This window comes from Agreia sp. PsM10, from assembly GCF_030433855.1.
In the GTDB taxonomy this organism is placed as follows: domain Bacteria; phylum Actinomycetota; class Actinomycetes; order Actinomycetales; family Microbacteriaceae; genus Agreia.
On record NZ_JARUXC010000016.1, the window covers coordinates 54,840 to 72,886 of the forward strand.

Here is an 18,047-nt window from a genome sequence, read left to right on the forward strand (position 1 = left end):
TTGCTAGGACGTCAGATTGAGGAACTGTCCGTAGAGAGTCTCCGCTAAGCCCCATCGAGCGAGACTCCAATACGTCGATGTGTACTCGCCCGGTTCGAGTAGCAGTTTGCCGTCGCCGGCCCTGATTCCGATCCCGTAGTGAGAAGCCTCAGCGAAAACGAAGGTCTCGTCGCGGGGCAGGGCTCCATCGACGCGGACCACGCGCGGGCCGAACCCGGCCCAGTCATGAGCTGCATCCCTGCCACGGGACCATCTGGTCGCCGGCACCTCAATCTCCACCACCGTGAGCGGGGCCCGCAACATTCGCCTGCCCCATCGCGTACCGTCAGGGTCGTCAAGAATGATTGCCATCGCAGCCGTGCCCGGGTTGTCGAACGCGTCTGCGAGCAGCGGATCCGCCTGACCAAGGTCTTCTCCCGGTAGCGACAACAGCGCAGCAAGCGTGCGCGACGTTGTGACGGCTCCAAGTCCGATCTGCTGGCGCCACGCATGCTCGGCGCTATCTAAACGGTAGGTTACTGAGACCTCACGACTATCAAAGACCGCCCGGTGGCGAAACAGGCCCTGCGGTTCAGCAACAGGTCGCGCAAGTTCTACAGGCTCCATCTGCAATGCCATCAGGATCGTTCCTCCAGTTCATCTGCGTCATGCAAGGCCCTCGCCGAGCTCCAAAATCCGTGCGGAATCCGTCGATAACGCAATGACTCCGTTCGAGCCGTTCGTTCCTGCCGTTCCAGCAAACCAATTCCTTCAAGCGTTCGTAGCACCCGCTGCACCGTGGACTGGCTCAAAGCTAGATTCGCCTGAAGCGTCTTCGAGTCGATAGTGCTCTGGCCTTCTTCGATCATCGCCGCGATGCTCAGAACATGGGCATTGTTGAAGAGCAACTTCGACCGCCTCTGACTCTCAGCAACCGTACTCATCAATCCACTGTAACCCGTAACCCGGGTTTCGCGTTACAGCCGAGTCAAGAACTAGTGGAAAGCGCGCCTCTCAGCCCTGCGGGTGACAGCTACGGTCCGCCAGGCCGCGACCGGCCAACTCGACCCCGACCTCGCACTCCTGACACCATGGAGTCATGACCGCAACACTCGTGGCCAAGGGCCTGGCCGGCGGCCACGCCCACCGCACACTCTTCTCTTCCCTCGATCTCACGGTCGCTCCGGGCGACATCGTCGGCGTCGTGGGCGCCAACGGGGCCGGCAAGTCGACCCTGCTGCGCATCCTGGCCGGCCTCGACGCACCCCTCGAGGGCACGGTCACGCTCGCGCCCGGCGACGCGTTCGTCGGATGGCTCCCGCAGGAGCACGAGCGGGTCGTCGGCGAGACGGTCGCCGAGTACGTCGGCCGGCGCACCGGCACCACGGTGGCCACACGCGAGATGGATGCGGCGGCCGAGGCGCTCGGAGAGACCGCGGGCGTCGCACCGGGCGCACCCGATCCGGCCGACGTGTACTCGACGGCGCTGGAACGCTGGCTCGCCAGCGGGGCCGCCGACCTCGACGACCGCCTTCCGGTCGTTCTCGCCGAGCTCGGGCTCTCGCTCTCCTCCGACGCGCTCATGACCTCGCTCTCCGGCGGACAGGCTGCCCGCGTCGGACTCGCCGCACTGCTGCTCTCGCGCTTCGACATCGTGCTGCTCGACGAGCCCACCAACGACCTCGACCTCGACGGGCTCGAGCGGCTTGAAGGCTTCATTCGAGGGCTGCGCGGCGGTGTCGTTCTGGTGAGCCACGACCGGGCATTCCTTGCGTCGAGCGTCACCCGGGTGGTCGAACTCGACCTGGCCCAAGGTACGAATCGCGTGTATGGCGGCGGGTACGACTCGTTCCTCGAGGAGCGCGAGACGGCGAAGCGGCACGCCCGTGAGGAGTACGACGAGTTCGCCGAGAAGAAGGCCGACCTGGTGGGGCGGGCCCGCACACAGCGCGAATGGTCGAGCCAGGGCGTGCGCAACGCCATGAAGAAGTCGCCCGACAACGACAAGATCCGTCGTAAGGCCTCGGTCGAGTCGAGCGAGAAGCAGGCGCAGAAGGTGCGTCAGATGGAGAGCCGCATTGCCCGCCTCGACGAGGTCGAGGAGCCCCGCAAGGAGTGGCAGCTGCAGTTCACGATCGGCTCCGCGCCGCGGTCGAGCTCCGTCGTCTCCACGCTGTCTGCCGCGGTCGTGCAGCAAGGCGACTTCACCCTCGGGCCCGTGTCGCTGCAGGTCGATGCCGGCGACAGGATCGGAATCACTGGACCAAACGGCGCCGGCAAGTCCACTCTGCTGAGGCTGCTGCTCGGGCGAACGACCCCGAGCGAGGGCATGGCGAGCCTCGGAGCGAGCGTGGCGATCGGCGAGATCGACCAGGCGCGGGCCGTTCTCGCCGGTGACGCCACCCTGACCTCGAGCTTTGAGGCGCAGGTGCCCGACTGGCCGGTCGCCGAGGTGCGAACCCTGCTGGCGAAGTTCGGGCTGAAGGCCGATCACGTGTCGCGCCCCGTCGACGAGCTCTCGCCGGGCGAGCGCACTCGCGCCGGCCTCGCCCTGCTGCAGGCGACCGGCGTCAACCTCCTCGTGCTCGACGAGCCCACGAACCACCTCGATCTCGTGGCGATCGAGCAGCTCGAGCAGGCCATCGAGTCGTACGAGGGAACGCTGCTGCTGGTCACTCACGACAGGCGCATGCTCGAGACCGTTCGTCTCAACAGGCACTGGCAGGTCGACGCCGGCCGAGTGAACGAACGATAGGGTCGAACAATGAGCAGCGTCGCCGTCGTCCCCGGGTCGTTCGACCCCGTCACCCTCGGGCATCTCGATGTCATCTCCCGCGCCGCCGGCCTCTTCGACGAGGTTCACGTGCTTGTCGTGCACAATCCTGCCAAGACGGCGCTCCTGCCCATCTCGCAGCGCGTGCGCCTCATCGAGCAGGCCATCCTCGACGAGGGCCTGCCCGGCAACATCGTCGTCAACTCGTGGAGCGTCGGGCTGCTCGTCGACTACTGCACCGACGTGGGCGCGCGCGCCCTCGTCAAGGGAATCCGCTCGCAGGTCGACGTTGCCTACGAGACGCCGATGGCGATCGTGAACCGCAACCTCGCCGGTGTCGAAACGGTCTTCCTCCTTCCTGACCCGGCGCACGCGCACGTGTCGAGCTCGCTCGTGCGGCAGGTGTCGGCTCTCGGCGGAGACGTGTCTCCGTATGTGCCGACCGTTGTCGCCGACTTCCTGAACACTCAATAAGGCCCCGTTGAAACCTGTTCTTCACACGTGAGTGGGAAGATGGAGACATGTCTGATCTCTCCATCGGCTATGCCGCCATGCTCGAGCAGTTCCACCCCACCGAGGCCGTCGCCCTGTCGGCGCTCGCCGAACAGCACGGCTTCACCGGTGTGATGGCGGCCGACCACTTCCAACCCTGGGTTCCGCAGCAGGGCCAGAGCGCCTTCGTCTGGGAGGTTCTCGCCGCGCTCGGTGAGCGCACCACGGGCGACTTCGGGCCCGGAGTCACGGCCCCGACGTTCCGCTGGCATCCCGCGATGGTGGCCCAGGCATCCGCGACCCTCGGCGCCATGTACCCGGGCCGGCACTGGCTCGGACTCGGATCGGGCGAGGCCCTCAACGAGCACATCGTGGGCGGCTACTGGCCCGAGGCTCCCGAGCGCATCAACCGCATGTTCGAGGCCATCGAGATCATCAACAAGCTCTTCACCGCGTCGATCGCGGGCAAAGACGTGAAGCACTCCGGCCAGTTCTACAAGCTCGAGTCCACCCGTCTGTGGACCATGCCGCCCGTCGCGCCCGAGATCCTCGTCGCCACGGCCGGTCCGGTCACCGCGAAGAGGGCCGGTCGCCACGTCGACGGACTCATCACCGTGGGCGCGCCCCTCGCCAAGATCGAGGGCCTCTTCGCCAAGTTCGAGGAGGGCGCGCGCGAAGCCGGCAAGGACCCGTCGACGATGCCGCGTGTTCTGCAGCTGCACATGTCGTGGGCCGAGACCGACGAGATCGCGCTGGTCAACGCCATGACCGAATGGCCCAACGGCGGAATGAAGTTCCCGAAGGGCGACATCCGCTCGCCGTTCGAGCTCGAGCAGATGGCCAAGCTCGTTCGCCCCGAAGACTTCGAGGGCCGCCTGGTCATCTCGAGCGACCCCGACGTGCACCGCGCCTACATCCAGAGCTTCATCGACCTCGGCTTCGACCGCGTGTACCTGCACAACGTCGGCCGCAACCAGAAGGAATGGATCGAGGTCTTCGGCCGCGACGTGCTGCCGAAGCTGCACCGCTAGTGCCTCGGCGCCATGCCGCCGAGATCCGGATCATCGGCATCGAGGGCATCCCCGAGGTCTCGCCGGGAGACGATCTCGCCGGGCTGCTCGCGTCGGCGCTCCTCGGCCAGCAGCTCGAGCTCGAAGACGGCGACATCCTCGTCGTCACGTCGAAGATCGTCTCCAAGGCCGAGGGTCGCGTGATCGCTGCGGCCGACCGCGAAGACGCGATCACCCGCGAGACCGTTCGGCTCGTCGCGTCGCGCCCGCATCCCGGCGGGGTCACCCGCATCGTCGAGAACCGGCAGGGACTCGTGCAGGCCGCAGCCGGTGTCGACGCGAGCAACACTCCCGACGGCACCATCCTGCTGCTTCCCGAAGACCCGGATGCCTCGGCCCGGGCCCTGTGCGCGGCCGTGCGTCGGGCATCCGGTGCGCGTGTCGGAATTCTGGTGTCCGACACCCTCGGTCGGGCATGGCGGGAGGGCCAGATCGACGCGGCCATCGGTGCGGCCGGAGTGCTGGTCATCGACGACCTGCGCGGCAGCACCGACACGTTCGGGCAGACCCTCTCGGTCACACAGGCGGCCACGGGCGACGAGCTCGCGTCGGCGACAGACCTCGTGAAGGGCAAGGCCACCGGCATGCCGGTTGCGCTGGTGCGTGGCCTCGAGCGGCTGGTCGTCGAGACGCTCGACACCCCGGCCCGCGCCCTGGTGCGCGATCCGGCGAACGACATGTTCCGGCTCGGCTCCGACGAGGCACACGCGCAGGGGTTCACAGAGGGCTACAGTCGCGGGCTCGCGGATGCGCGACGCGGCCATCGCGCATCGGCTCGGCCGTCGCGCGTGCGCCTGCGCCGGAGAACGCGATGAGCGCCGCGGGCGACTGGGTCGTCGTGATGCCCGTCAAGGGCACATCCGGCTCGAAGAGCAGACTCCTCGGCGGCCTCGCCGAGTCCGAGATCCCTGAGGCGCTCCGTGCCGAGTTCGCGGTGGCGCTCGCGCTCGACGCCGTCGACGCCGTGCGCACCGCCCTGCCGGTGATCCGGGTGATCGTGGTGACGAGCGCCGAGGTCTCCGAGCGGTTCGAGTCTCTCGGCGCCCTCGTCCGACGCGATCCAGGCACGGGCCTGAACGCCGCGTTCACTCGGGGCGTGCGCGCCGCCATGGAACTGAACCCCGGGCATCCCGTGGCCGCCCTGATGAGCGACCTCGCCGCGATCAGGCCCCGAGACGTGACGGCCGCGCTCGAGCTCGCGAACGCGCATCCTCTCGGCATGCTCACCGACAAAGACGGAACCGGAACGACCATGCTGTCGGCCCTCTCTCCGCGCGACCTCGTTCCCCGCTTCGGGCTCGGCTCCGCCCGCAGGCATCGCGAGGCCGGGCACGTCGAGCTCGAGCTCGCCCGAGGCGACCGGATGCGCCTCGACATCGACACCGCCGACGACCTGGCGACGGCACGCTCACTCGGGCTGGGCCCCCGTGCCCGGGCGGTTCTCGGGCAGTAGCGCAATGGCTTCCGCGGAGGCCGGGCGAGTGGAAGGGTCTGAGGCATGGACCTCGATGAGCGCGTCTCCGCACGGCGGGTCAATCCGTATGAGGTGGCCCTGTGGATCTTCGGCGCGGTCGCCGTCGCAGCGGCGGTGTGGAGCACCCAGTGGGCCAACAGGGCGCTCTCCCTGGCGAACGGCGGCTACTACTGCGACGACGTGGGCAACTGCACCGAGCGGTACGACTTCGTTCTGACCCAGACGGTCCTCGTGCTCGCGCCGTCGGTGATGATCGCCGGGCTCATCGCGATCGTCGCCGCCCTCGCCCTCAGGGCATGGCTTGCGGTGCGGCCCGGTCATGGCAGAGTGAGTGCATGAATCACCACAGCCGTGTGAACCCCTTCGAGATCGCTCTCTGGATTCTCGCCGTGGCGCTTCTGGCCGTCGGCGGCGCCGGAGCGCTGTGGGCGAGTCGTGTGATGAACGGCGGGTACACCTGCACGGGGGACAACTGCTCGCCGCCCGTGGACTACGCGTTGGCGCAGACCTTCTACATGATGTCTCCGCCGCTGGTGACCGCGGGGCTCGTCGCGGCGGTTCTGTCGATAGCCCTACGGGCCGGTCTCAGCGGGATCGCTCGTCGTACCGCGGAGATGGGCTCGTCTGCGGCCGAGCCCGAGGATGCGTCGACGGTCGGAGCCGCCGCCGGCCAGCAATCCGCACCGGAGTCGACTGCGACGAGTGCGAATGACGGCCCCACGGTGCGGGCGGCTCCCGTGTCGTTCGCTCCGCCGCAGTTCAGGTCGCGCCGGCGCGCGATCGACCACTCGGCGTTCAAGAGGCCGGGCGCGGAATAGACGCCTGTCAAGTACCAGACCTTGTGGTCGGTCTGGATATAGGCTGAACGGGTCGAAGGATCAGAGCGGAGTCGACTCATGGGCGCAAAACTGGGCCAGAACAACGTCAAGGGTGAGCAGACGAAGAATGCGATTCTGACTGCGGCCGAGCAGTTGTTCGCCGAATCGGGCTATCGGGGTGCTTCCCTGGCCAACATCGCCGAGCGCGCCGGGGTCACGCAATCGGGGCTCCTGCATCACTTCAATTCGAAAGATGAACTCCTCGTCGCCGTACTCGAGCAGCACAACCGCGACGATGATGCCCTGCTCATCCGCCCGCTCAGCCTGGGCGGCGTCGACGTGATCACCGGACTGCGTGAGTTGATCGTTCAGAACTCCGAGAACCGAGTGTCTGTCAGGCTTTTCGCGGTTCTTGTCGCCGAAAGCACGTCGATCGAACATCCCGGTCACGACTATATGAAGGCTCGCTACGACCGGCTGCGCAACAGGCTGGTCGGCGCCCTGTCGATCGGCATCCAGCGGGGCGAGATCCGCGCCGACGCCGATCTCGAGGTGCTGGCTTCCGCCCTGATCGCCCTGATGGACGGCATTCAACTGCAGTGGATCTACAACTCCCAGGTCGATATGGGAGCAGCTTTCGATCTCGTAGCTCGTGCACTCGTGGACTCGATGACGGCCGAGTCGACCGTGTCCTGAATCCGGCAGAGAACGGCCATCCCTCGGGGTGGCTATTTTTTTGGATTGATTTACCGACCGAGTACACGGTATGTTAATCATCGGATGCGGCGAACAGTCATCGCCTCGCGCCATTCACTCAACGAAGAGAGACAGACATGAAGAGATCGATTCTCGGGCTCGGGGCGCTCGTCGTCGCCGCGAGTCTTATGCTCGCCGGATGCTCCGCGGGGTCCCCGGCCTCCACCGATTCAGCCACGTCCACGGGGGGAACGCTCACGCTGGGCGCAACCGTCGATGCCACGTCGTGGGACACGGCCGATGCCGAGTTCGGAAACCGTCTGCAGTACATGCAGCCCGTCTACGACTCGCTTCTGCACATTGACTCCGAGCTGGAGATCACCCCGTGGCTCGCATCGGCCTTCAGCTACAACGACGACAACACGCGGCTCACGCTCACCCTCCGCGACGACGTCAGCTTCACCGATGGTGAGGCCTTCGATGCCGATGCCGTAAAGGCCAACCTCGAGCACTTCGCCACGGGCACCGGGCAGAACTCCATCACCCTCGCCTCGGTCTCCTCGATCGAAGTCACGAACCCGACCGAGGTGGTGCTGGTGCTCAGCGCCCCCGATCCGGCGCTCTTGCGCAACCTTGCGCTCGTCTCGGGAATGATGGCATCCCCTGCAGAGCTCACGACGGGCTCCCTGAAGACGACGCCTGTGGGAAGCGGTCCCTACGTTCTCGACACCGCCGCGACGGTGACTGGCAGTCAGTACACCTACACACGCAACGCCGACTACTGGAACGCTGACGCCTTTCCCTACGACAGCATCGTGATCAAGCCGTTGTCCGACCTCACGGCCCGACTCAATGCGCTGAAGGCGGGCGAGATCGACGCCGCGAGCGCCGATGCGAAGAGCATGGCCGAGGCCCAGGCGAGTGGCCTGACCGTCGGCAAGATGCTGGGCGACTGGCAGGGGCTGTTCATCGTCGACCGCGCAGGTGCGAAGGTTCCCGCGCTGGCCGATGAGCGGGTGCGTCAGGCGCTGAACTACGCGATCGACGGCGACGCGATCCTCAAGTCGATCCGCCTGGGTGAGGGCGAGTCGACCACGCAGATCTTCAATCCGAGCAGCCAGGCGTACGACGCCTCTCTCGACGATGCCTATCCGTACGATCCGGAGAAGGCGAAGGAACTCCTCGCCGAGGCGGGCTACGCCGATGGATTCGACCTCGTGCTTCCTGACCTCGCCGGATTCTCCGACGTGACCACGATTACCGTGCAGTCGTTGAAGGACATCGGCATCCGGGTCACCACCGAGCCCGTCTCCGCAGACCAGACGATCTCCCGACTCATCAGCGGCGAGTTCCCCGTTTTCGTCTTCTCGTGGGGGTCCTCCAACTCATGGCAGGACACGATCAAGCTCCTCACGCCGACCGCACCCTGGAACATGATGAAGAACCGGGATCCGGAGCTCGATTCCCTGATCGCCGCTGCGCAGACCGCGACCGGCTCCGACGCTGACACGGCTTTCCAGAAGCTGAGTGCTTTCGTCGTCGATCAGGCCTGGTTCGCCCCGTGGTACGTGCAGAACAACATCTACCTGAGCTCCGCGAAGACGACGGTCACCATGCAGCCGCAGAACGTCGTTCCCTACATCTGGAACTACGCGCCCGCGAGCTGAGCACACCGGGCGGCGTCGGGTCCTCCGATGCCGCCCGTACTGACCCCTTCGAGGAAGAAGAGAGACCATGGCGACATTCCTGCTTCGCCGGCTCGGTGCGGCCGTCGTGCTCGTGTTCGTGATCGCGACCATGACGTTCCTGCTCATGAGCATGACCGGGGGAGACCCGGCCCGAAACATCCTGGGGGACGGGGCTACCGTCGAGCAGGTTGCAGCCAAATCCGCCGAGCTCGGGCTCGATCAACCCCTGGCTGTGAGATACGCCGACTGGCTCGGTGCTGCCATCACGGGCGACTTCGGTCGGTCCTGGTTCACCAACGAACCGGTGATGACCTCGCTCGCCAACAAGTTCCCCGTATCGCTCTCCGTCGTGGTCGTGGCGATCCTCGTGACCGCACTCCTGAGCGCGATCCTCGGCGTCACGGCGGCCGTGAAGAGGGGCTGGATCGACCGCTTCGTTCAGATGTTCGCGGTGCTCGGCTTCGCGCTACCCAACTTCTGGGTGGCCCTGATCCTCGTGACCGTGTTCGCGGTCAACCTCAAGCTCCTTCCGGCCACGGGGTTCGTCCCTTTTGCGACCGACCCCGTGCGATGGCTGCTCGGACTGATCCTCCCGGTGACGGCACTCGTCGTCGGAACCATCGCCTCGACAGCACAACAGGTGAGAGGCGCCACAATCGACGTTCTCAGGCAGGACTACGTGCGCACCCTGCGCAGCCGAGGCATCAGCCACCGATCCCTGCTCTTCAGACACGTGCTGCGCAATGCCGCACCTCCCGCCCTCACCGTGCTCTCGCTGCAGTTCGTCGGGCTTCTCGGCGGAGCCATCATCATCGAGAAGATCTTCGCCCTCCCGGGGATCGGCAGCCTGGCCGTGAACGCCACCCTCCAGGGAGACCTGCCTCAGATACTCGGTCTCGTCGTCGTTATGGTCGTTCTCGTCGTCATAGTCAACCTGGTCATCGACCTTCTTACCGGGTGGCTCAATCCGAAGGCGCGTGTCTCATGAGTGAAGCAGTGATACCGGCCGAGGCGCTCGTTCCTCGCCTCGCCACCGGCAGGCAGAAGCTCTTCCGCCGTGTTCTCAAGAACCCCATGGCGGTGGTCTCGCTCGTCATCCTCGCGCTGGTCGTGCTCAGCGCGGTCTTCGCCGGTCAGATCACCGGCTGGGATCCGGGGCGTGCCGATCTCAACGACGCCCTGGCGCCGCCGTTCGGCGAGCACCTGCTGGGCGCGGATGCGTCGGGTCGAGACGTTCTCGCACGTCTGTACTTCGGCGCCAGGGTCAGCCTCGTCGGTGCACTCATCGCGCTGTCGACGGCACTCGCCATCGGCATCCCGACCGGTCTGATCGCCGGCTACTTCCAGGGCTGGTTCGACTCGCTCTCGAGCTGGTTCGCGAGTCTTCTGATGGCGATGCCCGGACTCATCGTGGTTCTCGCCCTGATCTCGGTGATCGGCCCGGGAATGGTCGGCGTCATGGTGACGTTCGGTGCGCTCCTCTCACCGGGCGTCTTCCGCTTGACTCGGTCGGGTGTCGTGTCGGTGCGTCGCGAGCTCTACATCGACGCCGCCAAGGTCTCCGGCCTGAGCGACTACAGGATCATCTCGCGCCACGTGCTCGGCGTGATCCGGGCGCCGCTGGTGATTCAGGCATCCATGATCGCGGGAATCGCCATCGTGCTTCAGGCGGGTCTCGAATTCTTGGGCGTCGGCGATTCGTCGACCGCCAGCTGGGGGCAGATGCTGAGCGAGGCGTTCACCAACATCTACGTCGCGCCCACCATGATCCTCTGGCCCGGCCTGATCATCGGCATCACCGTGGGATCGCTAGCCATCTTCGGCGCTGCGCTCCGAGACACGGTGCAGGGGGCTGAACCCGTGCGCAGGGTTCGCCGTCGCTCCCTTCCGGTCGAGGAGAAGGCGACGACCAGGAGGCTCGACCTGAGCACGGCCGCGACGGCCGCCGTCATCGCGCCGCGGGACGGAGGCCACGAGGATCTCGAGCCGAACGATGCGCTCCTGGTGGTACGCGATCTGAGGGTCGGATACCCGCAACAGGACGGCAGCGAGACGATCGTCGTCGACGGAGTCTCGCTGCACGTCGACCGCGGCGAGGTTCTCGGTCTCGTCGGCGAGTCAGGGTCGGGCAAGTCCCAGACTGCATTCTCCATTCTCGGGCTTCTGCCAGACACAGGAGCAATCCTCGGCGGAGCCATCTCCTTCGCCGGACGCACGATCGCCTCGGCTGACGGGCAGGCCCGCGGTGCCGCTGCTCTCAGGGGTCGTCAGTTCGGGTACATCCCCCAGGAGCCGATGTCGAATCTCGACCCGAGCTTCACCCTCGGATTCCAGCTCGTGGAGCCGATGAGGCACATCCTCGGTCTGAGTCGCCCTGCGGCCAAGACCAAGGCCCTCGAACTGCTCGACCGCGTCGGTATCGCCGATCCTCGGCGCACCTTCGACGCATATCCGCACGAGGTCTCGGGAGGAATGGCCCAGCGGGTGCTCATCGCCGGCGCCGTCGCCTGCGATCCCGAACTGCTGATCGCCGACGAGCCAACGACCGCCCTCGACGTGACCGTGCAGGCCGAGGTTCTCGACCTGCTGCGCGGACTCCAGAGGGAACGGAAGATGGCCATGATCATGGTGACCCATAACTTCGGTGTCGTGGCCGACATTTGCGACCGCGTGGCCGTGATGCAGGCCGGCCGACTCGTCGAGCAAGCCGAGGCGCTCGAGCTGTTCGACGATCCGCACAACCCGTACACCCGGATGCTGCTCTCCTCGACGCTCGAGGACACCGAACCGCGAGCGGCGCGCAGCTCGCACGCCACTTCATCGAGAGGAACAGCACGATGATCGACGACGCGACTGCGGTCGAGGCTCCGCTTCTGACCATCAGCGGGCTCGAGGTCGAGTTTCCCGTCAAGGGATGGCGGCGTCCGCCGTTCACCGCGCTCAAGGGTGTCTCCCTCGATATTCTTCCCGGCGAGACCATGGGGCTCGTAGGCGAGTCGGGCTCGGGCAAGACGACCATCGGCCGCGCCGTGCTCGGGCTAGCACCCATCAAGGCGGGCTCGATCACCTTCGACGGGCAGGACACGACGAGGCTGTCACGCAGGGAGCGCCGGTCGCTGAGTGCAGACATCCAGGTCGTGTTCCAGGATCCGTACACGTCGCTCAACCCGGCGATGACCATCGGCGACATTCTTGCCGAGCCGCTTCTGACCTCGGGGATCGAACGCGTCGCGGCGCGGGATCGGATCCGCGAACTCCTCGATCAGGTCAATCTGCCGGCGGATGCCGTTGATCGCCTGCCGCGAGAGTTCTCAGGCGGTCAGCGTCAGCGGGTCGCAATCGCCAGGGCCCTCGCCCTCCGCCCCCGGCTCATCGTCTGCGACGAGCCGGTCTCGGCTCTCGATCTCTCGACGCAGGCCCGCGTGCTCGACCTGTTCATCGACATCCAGGAGCAGACCGGCGTGGCCTATCTCTTCGTCTCCCACGACCTGAGCGTCGTTCGACACATCAGTCACCGCGTCGCCGTCATGTATCGCGGGGAGATCGTCGAGACCGGCGATGCCGCCGCGGTCACGGGTGCGCCGACGCACCCCTATACCCAGCGCCTTCTGATGGCCGCCCCGGTTCCTCACCCGCGGAGGCAGGCGGTGCGCCGCTCCGAGCGCCACGCTCTGCTCGCGTCGCAGCGGGCCGCCGATGCGGCGAGCGAGGCCGTGGGATGAGGCTCGCTCTCGCGTCGGGGGTGGTGTGCGGGTCGACCGCGCTGACCAAGCGCGCCGACGTTCAGTGCTACCTCGGCATTCCGTTCGCCGCGTCTCCCGTGGGAGAACTCCGCTTCAGAGCCCCCCGGCCCGTCGCGCCGTGGGCGGGGGAGCTCGAGGCGAAGAGGTTCGGACCGGCCGCGCCGCAGAATCCCGATCCCTTCATGACGGCCAACGACTATTTCCAGCCGGTGAACTCGGAAGCGGACTGCCTCAACCTGAACGTCTGGACTCCGCGGGCGGACGCTCAGGCGCGCCCCGTCATGGTGTGGATCCACGGTGGAGGCTACATCGGCGGCTCCAACTCGAGCGGACTGAACAACGGAGCAGAACTGGCGGCCACCTTCGACGTCGTCGTGGTCTCGATCAACTACAGGCTGGGCGCGCTCGGCTATCTGCAGCTCGGGCATCTGCTCGGCGAGGAGTTCGCCGACGCCGGCAACCTCGGCGTGCTCGATCAGATCGCCGCGCTCGAGTGGGTGCGCGACAACATCGCCGTCTTCGGAGGAGACCCGACGTGCGTGACCATCTTCGGCGAATCGGCCGGAGGTGCTGCCGTCGCGACTCTGCTCGGTACGCCTCGCGCGGAAGGTCTCTTCCATCGCGCCATCGTGCAGAGTGGAACAGCCGAACGCGCCCGCAGCCTGCCGGAGTCAGAGGCCGTGACGGCAGCATTCCTCGAGGCGGCCGGCTTGACCGAATTGACCGCGTCACGGCTCCTCGACATGTCGCTCGACGGGCTGCTCGCCGCTCAAGGGCGCTTCGCCGACGAATTCGCCCAGGGCGTCGTGGGTCTGGCGCTACCGTTCCAACCCACTATCGATGGCAGGGTGCTGTCAGAACTGCCTCTGGATGCCGTGCGTCGGGGCGTCAACTCCGGCGTGCCGCTGTTGGTCGGCACGAACCGTAACGAGGCGTCGTTCTTCACCGAGCCGATGTCGGGCGACGGAGACTCGGTCGAAGCGACCGAGGCGAAGATCTCGTCGGTGTTCGCCGAGGAGTTTCCGTCGGATGCCGACGCGCAGGCGGCGGTGTACAAGGCCGTTCTGGCCGACGAACTCGGCCACGAACCTCGCCCTCGACAGGTGCTCGAGGCGTTGCTGACCGATCGGCTGTACCGCCAGCCGACGAATCGACTGCTCGATGCGCGCGCCGCCGGCCCGGCCAAGACCTACTCGTATCTGTTCACGTGGCAGACGCCGCTGTTCGACGGCCGGATGGGCGCCTGCCATGTTCTGGATGTGCCCTTCATCTTCCGGCAGCTCGATCGAATCGAGGCGGTGTCGTTGGTCGGCGAACATCCTCCCCACCAGCTCTCCGACTGGATGAGCGCGACCTGGGTGCGCTTCGCAGACACGGGGGTGCCCCTGTCGGCGGCACTCCCGGAATGGGCGCCCTATGAGCCGGACTCCCGGTCGACGATGGAACTGAACACCCGGCCCACCCTTCTGATGGATCCGCTGGCGGGCTTGCGCGAGTACTGGCTCCAGGCGGTTGCGGTGAGCGCGTCGTGAATCGCGAGAAACTCGCCGGCGATGATGCGGAATCGGCCGGGCCTCTCACGGGCACCCTGGTTGTCGACCTGAGCAGAGCGCTGGCCGGTCCACACGCCGGAATGATGCTCGGCGACCTCGGCGCTCGCGTCGTGAAGATCGAGGCAGTGGGCTCGGGAGATGAGACCCGCCGTTGGGGACCGCCGTTCGTGGGGCCGGACGACGATCGGCAGTCGAGCTACTTCCTGTCGTGCAACCGCAACAAGGAGTCGCTCGCGCTCGACCTGAAGTCGGCGGCGGACATCCGGATTCTCACGGCGCTTCTCGAGCGCGCCGACGTGGTGATCGAGAACTTCCGCACAGGCGTGATGGACAGGCTGGGCCTGTCGATGAACCGGCTGCATGAGATCAATCCCCGGCTCGTCATCCTGTCGATCACCGGCTTCGGCCACGACGGGCCCGAGGCGGGTCGCGCGGGATACGACCAGATCGTGCAGGGCGAGGCCGGCCTGATGTCGATCACCGGATCCGGACCGGACGACCCGCAGAGGATGGGCGTTCCGATCGCCGATCTTCTGTCGGGAATGTACGGCGCCTACGGCGTCGTTGCTGCGCTTCTCGAGCGCTCCGCCACAGGCATCGGAACCGTCGTACGCACTTCGCTGCTCTCCTCGGTCGTCGGCGTGCACGCCTTTCAGGGCACGCGGGTGACGGTGGCGGGGGAGACACCGCAGGCTCAGGGCAATCATCATCCGTCGATCGCGCCCTACGGGCTGTTCGGATGCGCAGACGGATCCGTGCAGATCAGCGTCGGCAACGAGTCGCTCTGGCAGCGGCTCTGCGATCGCTTCGACATCGACGGGGCCGATCCGCTACTGGCGGACAACGCCCACCGGGTACGCCACCGCCGGCACACCATCGAGGCGGTCGAGCGCGCATTCGCCGACTTCACGGCAGCAGAGCTGCTGGCGGCGCTGTCGGAAGCGGGTATTCCGGCGGGCATCGTGCGCAGCCTCGACGAGGTCTACCGGTGGGATCAGGTCATTTCGCAGGGCCTCGTGATCGAGGTCGATCATCCGACTCTCGGTCCTATCGAGCTTCCTGGCCCGCCCATCCGCTTCTTTGCGACCGACGGCGACGTGGAGCGCGAGACGACGAAGCGCCGGCACCGGCCGCCGCCCCTGCTCGACGAGCACGGCCCGTCTCTTCGAGAATGGCTGGAGGAGGTCGCACCGAGATGACTGCACCACGCACCAGCGCGACCGAGCTGATCTCACTGCTGACCGACGCGGGCAGTTTTCGCTCGTGGGACGCCGCGCCGATCGATGTGGCTCCCGACGAGGCGTATCGCGCCGAGCTCGCCCGAGCCGAGGAGCGTTCCGGGGTCGACGAGTCCGTCCTCACCGGTGAAGGGCGGATCCGCGGGCGCCGGGTCGCCATCGTGGCCTGCGAGTTCGGTTTCCTCGGCGGCTCGATCGGCCTGGCTGCAGCAGAGCGCCTCGTTCTCGCCATCGAACGCGCCACCCTCGAAGGCCTGCCCATTCTCGCCGGCCCCGCGTCCGGCGGAACCCGGATGCAGGAGGGCACCCTCGCGTTCCTGTCGATGGTGAAGATCTCGGCCGCCGTCTCGAGGCACAAGGCCGCAGGGCTTCCCTACCTCGTCTACCTCCGGCATCCCACCACGGGCGGGGTCTTCGCGTCCTGGGGCTCGCTCGGCAACGTCACCATTGCCGAGCCGAACGCGCTGATCGGGTTCCTCGGCCCCCGTGTGTACGAGGCGATCTACGGCGAGGCGTTCCCCGAAGGAGTGCAGACCTCGGAGAACCTCTACCGCAACGGACTCATCGACGGAATCGCGAGTCCCCGGCAGCTTCCCGAGCTCGTCGCGCGGGTGCTCACCGTGCTCGACCGCTCCAGTTCTGACTCGGCCTCCGTGCCCGAGCCGGAGCGCTGGGACGGCGCGGACGACGACACCTGGACGTCGGTCTTGCTCTCCCGGCGTGCAGACCGTCCTGGAATACGGGCGCTGCTGCACCACGGCGCTCGGCACGTGGTGCCCTTGAACGGCACGGGCCAGGGAGAGCGCGACCCGGGCCTGGTTCTCGCGCTGGCGAAGTTCGGTTCGATGTCGTGCGTCGTCATGGGGCAGGACAGGCAGGCGCAGCGTGCCCGCACGCCGCTCGGTCCAGCGGCACTCCGGGAGGCGCGGCGGGGCATGCGGCTGGCGTCAGATCTGCGACTTCCGCTGGTCACGGTGATCGACACCCCCGGCGCCGCCCTGTCGACCGAGGCGGAGGAGGGCGGCCTAGCCGGGGAGATCGCCCGATGCCTGGCCGAACTGGTTATGCATCCGGGGCAGACGATCTCGGTGATTCTCGGCGAGGGCACGGGTGGAGGGGCCCTCGCGCTGCTGCCAGCAGACCGCACCCTCGCCGGTCGACACGCCTGGCTGTCTCCCTTGCCGCCGGAGGGAGCGAGTGCGATCGTTCATCGCGACATCACCCACGCGCCCCAGATGGCGGCGGCTCAGGGCATCGGCGCGGCCGCCCTTCTCGCCGACGGCATCGTCGACTGGGTCGTTCCTGAACTGCCCGACGCCGCGGATGAGCCCACGGCATTCTGCGAGCGCGTGTCGTCGAGCCTCGAGTACTTCCTGGCAGAACTCGGTGAGCAGAGTCCTGGTCCGCGCCTGGAAGCCAGGCTCGGTCGCTACCGGCGGCTCGGTCTGACCTAGATCCCGAGTTCCCTCGCCGTCTTCAGGGCTGCGGCGGCGAGCACTCCGCTGAGCTCGTCGTCGTGCATCCAGAGCGGCACCGGCCGGGAGCGGATTCCCGCTCCGTGCAGGGCGGGAACAGCCCCCGCATCCGTCGAGTCGACGAGCCACGCGTCGAGGATTCCGCCGTTCGCCCGGGCGCCGTAGTGCAGCCCGACAGCCTCGGCGGTGACGCCGACACCGATCGCCGTGAGGCAGGCAGCGGCCATGCCACGCACGGCGGAGCCGTCGATGATCGGGGAGACGCCGACGACGGGTGCTGCGGTCTCGGCCAGGGCGTCGCGAACGCCGGGGATGTCGATGGTCGTTCCGATGGAGACGACCGGGTTCGACGGCGCGATCAGCACCACGTCGGCCTCGAGGATGGCGGCGCGCGCCTCGGGCGTGACGCTCGCGTTCTCGATGCCGCGCTGCACGAAGCCCCTCGTGGGCAGGTTGGCGCGGTGCTTCACCCACCACTCCTCGAAGTGGATCTCGGTGTCGACGCCCTCGTCGGTGACCGACACGAAGGTCGGCACGTCGGCATCCGTCACGGGCAGCAGGCGCACGCCGATCGACGGCCAACGCGACTGGATGCGACGGGTCGCCTCGGTCAATGTCAGCCCCTCCCGCAGAAAGTGCGACCGTGCGATGTGCGTTCCGAGGTCGAGGTCGCCGAGGGTGAACCACGGCCAGCCCACACCGAACGCGGTGAGTTCGGCGCTCACTCGCTCGGACTCGCCGGCCCGACCCCAGCCGCGCACCTCGTCGTTCGCACCCGCGAGCGAGTACATGATCGAGTCGAGGTCGGGACATACCTTGAGGCCGGTGAGCCACACGTCGTCTCCGGTGTTGACGATCGCGGTCACCTCGTCGGTGTGGCCGCCTTCGCCGTCGGGATGGATGATGGACAGGTGGTGGCGGAGTCCCCGCAGGAACTTGGCCCCGCCGACACCTCCCGCGAGTACGGCGATCTTCACGAGCCGAGTTTAGCCCCGACAACGGCACTCGCCGGGCGACGAGCAGCCGACCCGCCCGGTGGGATAATCGT

18 protein-coding genes are annotated in these 18,047 nt (G+C 67.1%); 15 read left to right on the plus strand and 3 right to left on the minus strand.

Annotation, left to right across the window (positions count from 1 at the left end):
* Positions 1-3: 3 nt before the first annotated feature.
* Positions 4-618, minus strand: coding sequence for a hypothetical protein (locus QCD70_RS16500; RefSeq protein ID WP_301218315.1), 615 nt, complete (start codon positions 616-618; stop codon positions 4-6).
* Positions 618-923 (minus strand): helix-turn-helix domain-containing protein, encoded by a 306-nt coding sequence (locus QCD70_RS16505; RefSeq protein ID WP_301218317.1) that lies wholly within the window; start codon positions 921-923, stop codon positions 618-620. The genes QCD70_RS16500 and QCD70_RS16505 overlap by 1 nt, the downstream gene beginning before the upstream one ends.
* 155 nt (positions 924-1,078) lie before the next feature.
* Here QCD70_RS16505 and QCD70_RS16510 point away from each other — a divergent pair, with 155 nt between their 5' ends.
* The 15 genes from QCD70_RS16510 to QCD70_RS16580 all read left to right on the plus strand — a co-directional run bounded on the left by QCD70_RS16510 (position 1,079) and on the right by QCD70_RS16580 (position 16,978).
* On the plus strand, positions 1,079-2,734 hold the full coding sequence (locus QCD70_RS16510) for an ABC-F family ATP-binding cassette domain-containing protein (RefSeq protein WP_301218319.1): 1,656 nt from the start codon (positions 1,079-1,081) through the stop codon (positions 2,732-2,734).
* A 9-nt stretch (positions 2,735-2,743) separates the two neighbouring features.
* The gene (gene coaD, locus QCD70_RS16515) at positions 2,744-3,226 is read left to right on the plus strand and encodes a pantetheine-phosphate adenylyltransferase (protein WP_301218321.1); all 483 of its coding nucleotides are present in this window, start codon (positions 2,744-2,746) and stop codon (positions 3,224-3,226) included.
* Between the two features lie 47 nt (positions 3,227-3,273).
* The gene (locus QCD70_RS16520) at positions 3,274-4,275 is read left to right on the plus strand and encodes a TIGR03557 family F420-dependent LLM class oxidoreductase (RefSeq protein ID WP_044442178.1); all 1,002 of its coding nucleotides are present in this window, start codon (positions 3,274-3,276) and stop codon (positions 4,273-4,275) included.
* Positions 4,275-5,129: a coenzyme F420-0:L-glutamate ligase gene (locus QCD70_RS16525; protein ID WP_301218323.1), complete on the plus strand. Its 855-nt coding sequence runs from the start codon at positions 4,275-4,277 to the stop codon at positions 5,127-5,129. Before QCD70_RS16520 ends, QCD70_RS16525 begins: the two co-directional genes overlap by 1 nt.
* Complete coding sequence (gene cofC, locus QCD70_RS16530; RefSeq protein WP_301218325.1) at positions 5,126-5,767, plus strand: 2-phospho-L-lactate guanylyltransferase; 642 nt, start codon at positions 5,126-5,128, stop codon at positions 5,765-5,767. The genes QCD70_RS16525 and cofC overlap by 4 nt, the downstream gene beginning before the upstream one ends.
* A gap of 45 nt (positions 5,768-5,812) precedes the next feature.
* On the plus strand, positions 5,813-6,127 hold the full coding sequence (locus QCD70_RS16535; RefSeq protein ID WP_301218326.1) for a hypothetical protein: 315 nt from the start codon (positions 5,813-5,815) through the stop codon (positions 6,125-6,127).
* On the plus strand, positions 6,124-6,606 hold the full coding sequence (locus QCD70_RS16540; RefSeq protein ID WP_301218327.1) for a hypothetical protein: 483 nt from the start codon (positions 6,124-6,126) through the stop codon (positions 6,604-6,606). The genes QCD70_RS16535 and QCD70_RS16540 overlap by 4 nt, the downstream gene beginning before the upstream one ends.
* A 78-nt stretch (positions 6,607-6,684) precedes the next feature.
* Positions 6,685-7,302 (plus strand): TetR/AcrR family transcriptional regulator, encoded by a 618-nt coding sequence (locus QCD70_RS16545; RefSeq protein ID WP_301218329.1) that lies wholly within the window; start codon positions 6,685-6,687, stop codon positions 7,300-7,302.
* A gap of 137 nt (positions 7,303-7,439) precedes the next feature.
* Positions 7,440-8,969, plus strand: a complete 1,530-nt coding sequence (locus QCD70_RS16550) for an ABC transporter substrate-binding protein (protein WP_301218330.1) — start codon at positions 7,440-7,442, stop codon at positions 8,967-8,969.
* Positions 8,970-9,036: 67 nt separating this feature from the next.
* Positions 9,037-9,978 carry an ABC transporter permease gene (locus QCD70_RS16555; protein WP_301218331.1) on the plus strand — a complete coding sequence of 314 codons (942 nt, stop codon included), beginning with the start codon at positions 9,037-9,039 and terminating at the stop codon, positions 9,976-9,978.
* The gene (locus QCD70_RS16560) at positions 9,975-11,831 is read left to right on the plus strand and encodes a dipeptide/oligopeptide/nickel ABC transporter permease/ATP-binding protein (protein ID WP_301218333.1); all 1,857 of its coding nucleotides are present in this window, start codon (positions 9,975-9,977) and stop codon (positions 11,829-11,831) included. Before QCD70_RS16555 ends, QCD70_RS16560 begins: the two co-directional genes overlap by 4 nt.
* Entirely contained in the window at positions 11,828-12,712 is an 885-nt protein-coding gene (locus QCD70_RS16565) for an ATP-binding cassette domain-containing protein (protein ID WP_301218335.1), read from the plus strand. Before QCD70_RS16560 ends, QCD70_RS16565 begins: the two co-directional genes overlap by 4 nt.
* Entirely contained in the window at positions 12,709-14,265 is a 1,557-nt protein-coding gene (locus tag QCD70_RS16570; RefSeq protein WP_301218337.1) for a carboxylesterase/lipase family protein, read from the plus strand. Before QCD70_RS16565 ends, QCD70_RS16570 begins: the two co-directional genes overlap by 4 nt.
* The gene (locus QCD70_RS16575) at positions 14,262-15,485 is read left to right on the plus strand and encodes a CaiB/BaiF CoA transferase family protein (protein WP_301218339.1); all 1,224 of its coding nucleotides are present in this window, start codon (positions 14,262-14,264) and stop codon (positions 15,483-15,485) included. The genes QCD70_RS16570 and QCD70_RS16575 overlap by 4 nt, the downstream gene beginning before the upstream one ends.
* Complete coding sequence (locus tag QCD70_RS16580; RefSeq protein WP_301218340.1) at positions 15,482-16,978, plus strand: carboxyl transferase domain-containing protein; 1,497 nt, start codon at positions 15,482-15,484, stop codon at positions 16,976-16,978. The genes QCD70_RS16575 and QCD70_RS16580 overlap by 4 nt, the downstream gene beginning before the upstream one ends.
* On the opposite strand, the gene cofD is transcribed toward QCD70_RS16580, so the two are convergent.
* A complete protein-coding gene (cofD, locus tag QCD70_RS16585; protein ID WP_301218342.1) occupies positions 16,975-17,976 on the minus strand; it encodes a 2-phospho-L-lactate transferase in 1,002 nt (333 codons plus the stop codon). The genes QCD70_RS16580 and cofD overlap by 4 nt on opposite strands.
* Between the last annotated feature and the right edge of the window lie 71 nt (positions 17,977-18,047).

Excerpts from the sequence above, each read along its gene's own strand:
- QCD70_RS16535 (WP_301218326.1), top strand. The coding sequence starts at position 5,813 with ATGGACCTCGATGAGCGCGTCTCCGCACGGCGGGTCAATCCGTATGAG.
- coaD (WP_301218321.1), top strand. The coding sequence starts at position 2,744 with ATGAGCAGCGTCGCCGTCGTCCCCGGGTCGTTCGACCCCGTCACCCTC.
- QCD70_RS16520 (WP_044442178.1), top strand. The coding sequence starts at position 3,274 with ATGTCTGATCTCTCCATCGGCTATGCCGCCATGCTCGAGCAGTTCCAC.
- QCD70_RS16565 (WP_301218335.1), top strand. The coding sequence starts at position 11,828 with ATGATCGACGACGCGACTGCGGTCGAGGCTCCGCTTCTGACCATCAGC.
- QCD70_RS16505 (WP_301218317.1), bottom strand. The coding sequence starts at position 923 with ATGAGTACGGTTGCTGAGAGTCAGAGGCGGTCGAAGTTGCTCTTCAAC.
- QCD70_RS16540 (WP_301218327.1), top strand. The coding sequence starts at position 6,124 with ATGAATCACCACAGCCGTGTGAACCCCTTCGAGATCGCTCTCTGGATT.
- QCD70_RS16550 (WP_301218330.1), top strand. The coding sequence starts at position 7,440 with ATGAAGAGATCGATTCTCGGGCTCGGGGCGCTCGTCGTCGCCGCGAGT.
- cofC (WP_301218325.1), top strand. The coding sequence starts at position 5,126 with ATGAGCGCCGCGGGCGACTGGGTCGTCGTGATGCCCGTCAAGGGCACA.
- QCD70_RS16545 (WP_301218329.1), top strand. The coding sequence starts at position 6,685 with ATGGGCGCAAAACTGGGCCAGAACAACGTCAAGGGTGAGCAGACGAAG.
- QCD70_RS16560 (WP_301218333.1), top strand. The coding sequence starts at position 9,975 with ATGAGTGAAGCAGTGATACCGGCCGAGGCGCTCGTTCCTCGCCTCGCC.
- QCD70_RS16510 (WP_301218319.1), top strand. The coding sequence starts at position 1,079 with ATGACCGCAACACTCGTGGCCAAGGGCCTGGCCGGCGGCCACGCCCAC.
- QCD70_RS16500 (WP_301218315.1), bottom strand. The coding sequence starts at position 618 with ATGGCATTGCAGATGGAGCCTGTAGAACTTGCGCGACCTGTTGCTGAA.
- QCD70_RS16570 (WP_301218337.1), top strand. The coding sequence starts at position 12,709 with ATGAGGCTCGCTCTCGCGTCGGGGGTGGTGTGCGGGTCGACCGCGCTG.
- QCD70_RS16555 (WP_301218331.1), top strand. The coding sequence starts at position 9,037 with ATGGCGACATTCCTGCTTCGCCGGCTCGGTGCGGCCGTCGTGCTCGTG.
- QCD70_RS16580 (WP_301218340.1), top strand. The coding sequence starts at position 15,482 with ATGACTGCACCACGCACCAGCGCGACCGAGCTGATCTCACTGCTGACC.